Genomic DNA, 8,224 nt, shown 5'->3' with positions numbered 1-8,224 from the left:
GCCGTGAGGCCGCCTCCTACCCGATCACCTGGCGCCGGGCCCACAAGTGGACTCTGTCGTTCGGAACCGGATGGACAGGATCAGGCGCGCTCGGCGAAAGGCGCGCGCACCTTGGCCAGCAGGATCAGGGCGATGCCGCCCAGCACCGCCAACGACACCAGCGCCAGGCGCAGGCTGATCGCCTCGCCCAGCAGCACGGCACCGGAGAGGGCGGCCAGGATCGGCACGCTCAATTGCACCGACGCGCCCTGGATGGCCGACAGGCCCGGCAGCGCGCTGTACCAGATGGCATAGCCGATCCCCGAGGCCACCGCGCCGGATAGCACGGCGTAAACGATGCCGGGGGTGTCCAGCCGCAAATCGGCGTGAAACAACAGCGCCAGCACCGCTGCAAAGGCAATGGCGCGCAGGAAGTTGCCGGTAGTGGTCGCCAGCGGATCGCTGCCCTTGCGCCCGAGCAGCGAGTACAGCCCCCAGGCCACGCCTGACAGCAGCATCAGCAGCGCCCCCGCCAGAGGTGGCGCGCTGGCGCTGGGCAGCAACTGGACCAGCAGTCCGCACAGGGCCAGCAGGAAGCCTACCAACGCCTGCCCGCGCAGGCTTTCGCCGCGCAGCAGGCCGACCAGGATCATGGTCACCTGCACCGCGCCGAACAGCAGCAGCGCGCCGGTGCCGGCATCCAGTTGTACGTAGGCGTAGGAGAAGGCCGCGGCATAGACGAACAACGCCGCTGCCGCACGCCAGTTACCGCCCTGGCCGGCCACACGGCGGCGCAGTTTCAGCAGCAGCGCGAGCACCAGGGCACCCGAGAAGATGCGGATGCCGGTAAAGCTCACCGCGTCGACGCTGGTGGCCTTCAGGGCCAGGCGGCAAAGGATGGAGTTGCCGGCGAAGGCGATCATCGCCAGGCCGGTCAGGCTCAGGGTGCGGGTTGAGGGCATCGAGGGGTTCCCGGTAGCGGTCGCAACGGCACTTCATGAATCGGCGGGCCGCGCTTCAACGACGAAGGTAGGCGGCGAAATCGATATCGCCCGCGCAGAGGATGGCCTGTACGCGGTTGTGCACTTTCAGCTTGCGCAGAATGGCGGAGACGTGGGCCTTCACCGTGGTTTCGGCAATCTCCAGGTTGTACGCGATCTGCTTGTTCGATTCGCCCTTGGTCATCCGTTCCAGCACCAGCAACTGTTTGCGGGTCAAGGCCTGCAGCAGTTCCGGCGGGATGCTGTGGTCGTCCTGGCCGCTGCGGCGCGGCGAGGATTTCTGCGTGCGGATGATGTCCGACGGCAGGTAGACGTTGCCATTGAGTATCTGCTCGATGGCCTCGGTCATCTGCATCCGTGGTGAGGACTTGGTGATGAAGCCGACGGCGCCGTACGTAATGGCCTGCAAAACGACCTGCTTGTCCTGCTCGGCGGAGACGATCACCACCGGGATGGTCGGCGCTTCGTTGCGCAGGCTCATCAGGCCGTTCAGGCCATGCATGCCGGGCATATTGAGGTCGAGCAGGATCAGGTCGAGATCGTCGTGTTCCTGGGTCAGGCCCAGGGCGCTGTCGAGGTCGGCGGTCTCCATCACTTCGCTGCCGGGGAAGCCATCGGCGATGACGTTGTGGATGGCTTCGCGGAACAGCGGGTGATCGTCGGCGATCAGGATCTTGTACATGGCCTACACCTCGTTGTTGTCGTTATGGGTGGCGAGCGGCTTGCGGTCGCAGGCTACTACCTGTTTCACGGAAGCAGGTGTCACGAAAGCAGGTGTCACGGAAGGGGTTGCGGTTGTGCATCCTGCAGGGGCAGCCCGGCCTGTTCCCAGGCGTCGATACCGTCACGGTACCAGTAGAGGCTGGCATAGCCCAGCGCATGTGCGCGGCGGATGGCATTCCAGCTCATCCAGCAGTCGGAGCGGCAGTAGAAGACCAGTGGGCGCTTGGCATCCCCCTCGGTGAGATGGGAGAGATTCCGCTCCAAGTAGGCCTGCCACCGTGGCTCCAGGGTGCCGGTGCCGACGTTGGCCAGCCACAGGCTACCGGGCAGGTTGCGGTGCTTTTCGTCCTCGATGAACTGGCCGTTGAGCCAGGTGCGGCGGTAGACGTCCACCAGCCGCGTCTGCGGCTCGCGCTTGAGCAGCGCCTGCAGGGCTGGGGTGTCGAGGGTGGTGGCGTGGTCGGCAGACGGCGGTGTCGGGCTGCGGTACTGGGCCTGGCGGTAACCGTCGGCAGAGAACAGCGGCGCTTCCTCTGCCTGGGCGGTCGCGAGCGTGAGGGGCAGGCTGAGCAGGCAGGCGGCCAGGCAGCCGGGCACAGCAATAGCAAGGCGAGGCATGGCGGAATCTCTGTTGGTTCTTCTTGTAGTAGCCATTAGATGCCGGCTGTGCGGCTTTGGAAATTCGACGTCCGGAGGGGCGAACCGGTACCAAAGTAGTAGGTTTCACCCCTTGCGCAGGGCGGCATGCTGCGGGTTGAAGGTCAACACCGCGAGGCTGGCGAAGAGCAGCGCCAGGCCCAGGCAGATGCCGGTGGCGGACAGGTTGAAGCGCTCGTACAGCGCGAAGCGCACCAGTTCGACGGCGTGGCTGAACGGGTTCAGCGCGCACAGCCAGTAGAGCCACTGGCTGGCCTCGCGCATCTTCCACAGCGGGTAGAGTGCGGAGGAAAGGAAGAACAGCGGGAAGATGACGAAATTCATCACCCCGGCGAAGTTCTCCAACTGGCGGATGCCGTTGGACAGCAGCAGCCCCAGTGCGCCGAGCAGCAGGGCAGCCAGCAGCAATGCCGGCAGCGCCGCCACCAGCCCCATGGCCGGCGGCTGCACGCCATACAGCCAGGCAATGAGCAGGAAGGCATAGACCTGCAGCAGCGACACCAGGGCAGTCGCCAACAGTTTGCTGGCGAGCAGGAAGGCGCGCGGCAGCGGGCTGGTCAGTAGCACGCGCATGCTGCCCATCTCGCGGTCGTAGACCATCGACAGCGAACCCTGCATGCCGTTGAACAGCAGGATCATGCAGCACAGCCCCGGCACGATGTAGGTCTCGTAGGTGACGTAGGTGTCGTACGGCTCGATGATCGAGATGCCCAGCGCGGCGCGAAAGCCTGCGGCGAACACCAGCAGCCAGAGCAGCGGGCGGACCAGCGCGCTGAGAAAGCGCGAGCGTTGCAGGACGAAGCGCAGCCATTCGCGCATGACGATGCCGCACAGGCATTGCCAGTAGGCAGCGGGGCCGAAGCGCGAATTCTCCAGGGCGCTCATGCGCAGGCCTCCAGGCGGGTCAGGCGCTCGAAGGTGCGCTCCAGGTTGCCGGCGTCCGGGGCGCAGACGTCTCGCGCCTCGCCACGGGCAACCAGCCGGCCGCGGTCGAGCACCAGCAGCGCATCATCGTTGCGGACTTCATCGAGCAGGTGGGTGGTCCAGAGCACCGCCAGCCCATCTTCCCGACACAGCCGGCGCACGTGTTCATTGAGCGCCTGGCGCGCCGCCGGGTCGAGGCCGACGCTGGCTTCGTCGAGCAGCAGGAGGCGGGGGCGATGCAGCAGGGCGCGGGCGATTTCCACCCGACGGCGATGCCCGCCATTGAGCGCGCGGACTTTGTCGCGGCGGCGTTCCAGCAGCTGCTGGCGGGCCAGTTCGGCGTCGATCCGCTCGTTCGCCACGCTGCGCGGCAGGCCGTGCAGGGCGGCGTGGTAGCGCAGGTTCTGCTCCACGCTCAGGTCCAGGTCCAGGGTGCTCTGCTGGAACACCACGCCCAGCTCCCGCAAGGCCAGGCGCGGCTGGCGGCGAAGGCTGCAGCCGAGCACGTCGATCTCGCCCTGCTGCAGGTCGTAGAGGCGGGTGAGCAGGGCGACCAGGGTGGACTTGCCGGCGCCGTTGGGCCCCAGCAGGGCGGTGAAGCGCCCGGCGGGCAGCACGAACTCCAGGCCGTCGAGGGCGCGGCGCGGGCCGTAGGAGAAGTCGAGGTCGCAGACCGCCAGCGCATTCATGGTGGGTGCCTTCATGGTGGGCGCGTTCATGGCGTCACCACCACGCCCCACGGGTAGCGGCCGACCTTGATGGACTTGGTGACCTTGCGCGAGGCCACGTCGATCACCGAGACGTCGCCGCTGACGCCGTTGGTGGCCAGCAGGGTCTTCTCGTCCGGGGTAAAGGCCAGGTGCCAGACGCGACGGCCCACCAGCAGGTAGTCCAGGACCTCGAAGGTTCTGGCATCCACCACCGCCACATGGTTGGCCGGGCCGAGGGCGACGAAGGCGGTCTTGCCGTCGTCGGTCAGCTTCACACCCACGGGTTGCACCTTGTCCGGATGCACGCCCTGGATGGCGAAACGCAGGGTCTTGAGGATCTTGCGGCTGGCGGTGTCCACCACGCTGACGGTGCCGCCGATCTCCGCCGAAACCCAGACCTGCGAGCCGTCGCGGGTGAACTCCGCATGGCGCGGGCGCTGGTCCACCAGGGTGCTGTCCACCAGTTTCTGGGTCGATGTGTCGATCCAGTGCAGCATGTTGGTGGTTTCGCTGGTGTTCACCGCCCATTTGCCGTCCGGGCTTACCGCCATGCCCTCGGGCTCGACGCCGACGTCGATCTGCCCGAGCACCTGGGCGGTCTGGGTGTCGACCACGGTGACCAGCGCATCGTCCTCGTTGGAAACATACAGCCAGCGGTCGTTGGGGTGCAGGGCGAACTGCTCGGGGTCGGCGCCTGAGGGCAGTTGCTTGATGATCTTGCGGGTGGCCAGGTCGATCACCTGCACGGTGTCCGAATCGCTGGCGCAGACGTACAGCAGCTTGTTGTCGTGGGACAGCGCCAGGCCGCGCGGGCGCTTGCCGGTGTCGATGGTGCCGGTGACGGCCAGCGTATCCAGGTCGATGATGCTGAGGTTGTTGTCCTTTTCGTTGGAGACGTAGGCGGTGGCGGCGAAGGCCGGTGAGGCAAGGCTGAGCGCAATGGACAGGGCAAGCAGGCGGTGCATGGGCAAGGTCCTCGTGGACAGTTCTTGTCAGGGCTTTGCGTCGGCGAGATGGCACTGGCTTTCCGGTGCGTCGAGGCCGAGGCTGTCGAGTTCGCTGGCAGGGTGCAGGAAGCCTTCCTGCGGCGAAGTGCTGACCAGCGCGCGCGGTTGCACCAGCGGGATCGGCTGGCGCAGCTGGCCGTCCCAGGGGCGGAAGCCGAGCTTGTAGCCCTTGAAGCCATCGAGCGGCAGGTCCGGGGAGAGCGAGAGCTTGCGGACCACCATGGGGTCGGCGTCGCGCAGGCGGGTAACGGCGCTGGCGATGCTGCGCACGGCGATCCAGGCGGCGAAGTCGCGGTCATTCATCCAGCGCCCGGCGTGTTCCTCGAAGCGTTTCTGCAACTGCGCAGCGCCGTAGGTTTCCACGGTCTTGTGCCAGCCGGTGGCGACCAGCCCCTGGGTGCCGGCCACGGGGCGCGGCAGCCAGGTGTTGTAGGGCACGTACTCGCCGAAATCGCCATGTTCGTCGGCCACCAGCACGGCGTCGTAGTCCTCGCCGGACTGGGTGAACAGCGCCATGTCGGCCTGGGCGCTGCGACGCTGGTCGTTGTCGAAGGTGAAGGGTTTTTCTTCGACTATCTTCGCGCCGAAACGCTTGGCCGAACGGCGCAGGGCGGCAGCGTAGGCGGCGTCCTCGGGACGCTGGCCGACGATCAGCAGCCAGCGCGTCCACTTGCGCAGCACCAGGAATTGGGTGAGGGCGTCGGTCAGCATCAGCCGGCTGGGCAGGGTGTGCAGCACGTTGAGCGCGCACAGGCTGGCGCGCAACTCGTCATCGGCGGCGCCGGCATTGAACAGCAGGCTGTCCGGCAGTGCGGCGGCCACCTGGCGCAGGGTGTCGGCCGGTGCGTTGACCACGAACAGGCGCAGGCCGGAATCGTGCAGGCGCCTGGCTTCTGCCAGCAGCTTTTCAGGGGTGTCGGTACGGACGGCTTGCAGGCTGTAGCGGTGCTTGAGGAAGCGCCCGGTGCTGTTGCTGTCGGTGATCGCCAGCTCTGCGCCGCGCAGGCCTGCGTCGGTGGGTTCGGCAATGACGTTCGAGAGCAGCGGGCCAGGATCGGGCGTATAGCCCAGGTAGCCGATGCGGACTTCCAGCGCCGGAGCATCCTCGGCATGCGCGTCGAGGCTGGAGGCGGCTGCGCAGACGACTGCGAGCAGATAGGCCAGGCCGTGCAGGACGAACAGGCGCATGGGGCGACTCCTTTTCTGGGCCGACATGTTCTTGTGCGGCCAGCATAGGAAGCGCCGGGGGTGCGGCAAATATGCAGAAAGTACCGATGGGGCAATACCAAGGTAGTAGATTGCGCGCCGCACCTGCGGCCTAGGATGGCGCTACAAGAACCAGAAGAGGAGCGTCGCCATGCGTATCGCCGTCACTCTCGTCCTGCCGATCCTGCTGATGCTCAGCCTGTTCGGCTTCGATTTCCTCTATACCCGCAATGGCTACCTGCCGGCGGCGGAACTGCGCGCGCCGGCTGCGCCGATGGGCTGTCTTACGCCCTGCCGCAGCGCTCCTTGACGACCTGCGTTCTGCCCTTCAGTGCGGCGCTTTCAGCGGAGCCTGTGCCTTGGACCCAGGCGTGACGAACCGCGGCCAGGTGCCGGTTGACGCTGTGGTGCGTCTACCCAGGCGATCGGGTGCGGCAAATCTGGGCGAACGGGCAGCGCGATGGCGCGCAAGGGCCGGGCAGCCTTCACGCTGCTGAGATCGTTTCGTCATTGACCTTATAGGAAAACGGTCGATGGACGGCGTCAATATATTGCTAGCGTTACAAATTGGAGCGCCAACCGACTGTTTTATAAAGTTTTTCAAAATAATGGCGCCAAGGAAGGGAGCATGCTCGAGGCAGCCACGAATCTTCGTCGCCTGCTGGTGGTCGATCCGTGCGACGACTGCCGCAGGCTTTTACCCGGACTACGAGCGGCAGGATGGGAGGTGGACAGCTGCGAGCTGGACAATGCCGGCAATCGCGGCTGCGACGTCGGCCTGTTGCGCCTGCAACCCTGGCACCTGGAGCGCCGGGAGTCGGTCAAGGAACTCATCAGTCGAAGCGGTACGGAGTGGATAGCCGTGCTCAGCTCCGACACCTTGCCGCTCCATGAAGTGGGTGATTTCGTCAGCGAATGGTTCTTCGATTTCCATACCCTGCCTTTTGACGTGGCGCGTGTGCAGGTCACGCTCGGCCGCGCCTTTGGCATGGCGCGCCTGCGCGGTCGGGGCAGCATGCACAGCGATGAGCATGAACACGAACTGCTCGGCGAGAGCCGCGACGTTCGCGAGCTGCGCAAGCTGTTGGCGAAATTCGCGCCGACCGAGTCTCCCGTGCTGATACGCGGCGAGAGCGGTACCGGCAAGGAACTGGTGGCGCGCACGCTGCATCGCCAGTCGCGACGGGCGATCCGCCCGTTTGTGGCGATCAACTGCGGGGCGATGCCGGAGGCGCTGATCCAGTCCGAACTGTTCGGCCACGAGAAGGGCGCGTTCACCGGGGCACACCAGCGCAAGATCGGGCGCTTCGAACAGGCCAACGGTGGCACGCTGTTCCTCGACGAGGTGGGCGACCTGCCGCTGGAGCTGCAGGCCAACCTGCTGCGCGTTTTGCAGGAGAAGCAGATCGAGCGGGTCGGCGGCAGCCAGCCGATCGATGTCGACGTGCGGGTCCTGGCGGCGACCCACGTCGACCTGGAACAGGCGATCCGTGCCGGGCAGTTTCGCGAGGACCTCTACTACCGGCTCAATGTCCTGCAGGTGTCGACCTCGCCGCTGCGCGAGCGCAATGGCGACCTGGCGCTGCTGGCCAACCACTTCGCCCACCTGTATAGCGTGGAGACCGGCCGTCGCCCCAGGCGCTTCTCGGATGACGCGCTGGCGGCGATGGCCGAGCACAATTGGCCGGGCAACGTGCGCGAGCTGGCGAACCGGGTGCGGCGTGGCCTGGTGCTCGCCGAAGGGCGACAGATCGAGGCTCGCGACCTGGGCCTGGAGCGGGAAAAAGGCCGCTCGGCGCACCTGCCCCTCGTGACCCTGGAGGAATACAAGCTCGGCGCGGAGCGCCAGGCCATGTGCGATGCACTCGCCCGGCACGGTGACAACCTCAGCGTGGCGGCGCGGATGCTGGGCATCTCGCGGCCGACTTTCTATCGCTTGTTGCACAAGCATCAGCTGCGGTAGGGCGGGGTGGCCTGGCACGGCGGGCGGACGCGTTCGCTCCGCCACTGCGGCTAT

The 8,224-nt window shown here is 66.5% G+C and carries 9 protein-coding genes; 2 read left to right on the top strand and 7 right to left on the bottom strand.

What is annotated here, in order from left to right; all coding sequences use genetic code 11:
- Positions 1-80: 80 nt before the first annotated feature.
- The 7 genes from C167_RS0103090 to C167_RS0103060 all read right to left on the bottom strand — a co-directional run bounded on the left by C167_RS0103090 (position 81) and on the right by C167_RS0103060 (position 6,189).
- A complete protein-coding gene (locus tag C167_RS0103090) occupies positions 81-941 on the bottom strand; it encodes a DMT family transporter (protein ID WP_017516794.1) in 861 nt (286 codons plus the stop codon).
- Between the two features lie 55 nt (positions 942-996).
- The gene (agmR, locus tag C167_RS0103085) at positions 997-1,662 is read right to left on the bottom strand and encodes a response regulator AgmR (RefSeq protein ID WP_017516793.1); all 666 of its coding nucleotides are present in this window, start codon (positions 1,660-1,662) and stop codon (positions 997-999) included.
- A 95-nt stretch (positions 1,663-1,757) separates the two neighbouring features.
- On the bottom strand, positions 1,758-2,321 hold the full coding sequence (locus C167_RS0103080) for a PQQ-dependent catabolism-associated CXXCW motif protein (RefSeq protein ID WP_017516792.1): 564 nt from the start codon (positions 2,319-2,321) through the stop codon (positions 1,758-1,760).
- 105 nt (positions 2,322-2,426) lie between these two features.
- Positions 2,427-3,245, bottom strand: coding sequence for an ABC transporter permease (locus C167_RS0103075; protein ID WP_017516791.1), 819 nt, complete (start codon positions 3,243-3,245; stop codon positions 2,427-2,429).
- Positions 3,242-3,973 carry an ABC transporter ATP-binding protein gene (locus C167_RS0103070; RefSeq protein WP_026078767.1) on the bottom strand — a complete coding sequence of 244 codons (732 nt, stop codon included), beginning with the start codon at positions 3,971-3,973 and terminating at the stop codon, positions 3,242-3,244. Before C167_RS0103070 ends, C167_RS0103075 begins: the two co-directional genes overlap by 4 nt.
- 26 nt (positions 3,974-3,999) lie before the next feature.
- Positions 4,000-4,959 carry a YVTN family beta-propeller repeat protein gene (locus tag C167_RS0103065; protein WP_017516789.1) on the bottom strand — a complete coding sequence of 320 codons (960 nt, stop codon included), beginning with the start codon at positions 4,957-4,959 and terminating at the stop codon, positions 4,000-4,002.
- A 27-nt stretch (positions 4,960-4,986) separates the two neighbouring features.
- Positions 4,987-6,189 (bottom strand): ABC transporter substrate-binding protein, encoded by a 1,203-nt coding sequence (locus C167_RS0103060; RefSeq protein WP_017516788.1) that lies wholly within the window; start codon positions 6,187-6,189, stop codon positions 4,987-4,989.
- Between the two features lie 169 nt (positions 6,190-6,358).
- Here C167_RS0103060 and C167_RS34410 point away from each other — a divergent pair, with 169 nt between their 5' ends.
- Both C167_RS34410 and C167_RS0103050 read left to right on the top strand, forming a co-directional pair.
- On the top strand, positions 6,359-6,517 hold the full coding sequence (locus C167_RS34410) for a hypothetical protein (protein ID WP_017516787.1): 159 nt from the start codon (positions 6,359-6,361) through the stop codon (positions 6,515-6,517).
- 318 nt (positions 6,518-6,835) lie between these two features.
- Positions 6,836-8,170, top strand: a complete 1,335-nt coding sequence (locus C167_RS0103050; protein ID WP_026078766.1) for a sigma-54 interaction domain-containing protein — start codon at positions 6,836-6,838, stop codon at positions 8,168-8,170.
- Positions 8,171-8,224 lie beyond the last annotated feature (54 nt).

Source organism: Pseudomonas nitroreducens TX1 (assembly GCF_000313755.1).
GTDB lineage: Bacteria > Pseudomonadota > Gammaproteobacteria > Pseudomonadales > Pseudomonadaceae > Pseudomonas > Pseudomonas nitroreducens_A.
The sequence above is the reverse complement of the archived record's forward strand: the minus strand, read 5'-3'. Positions and strand labels throughout refer to the sequence as shown.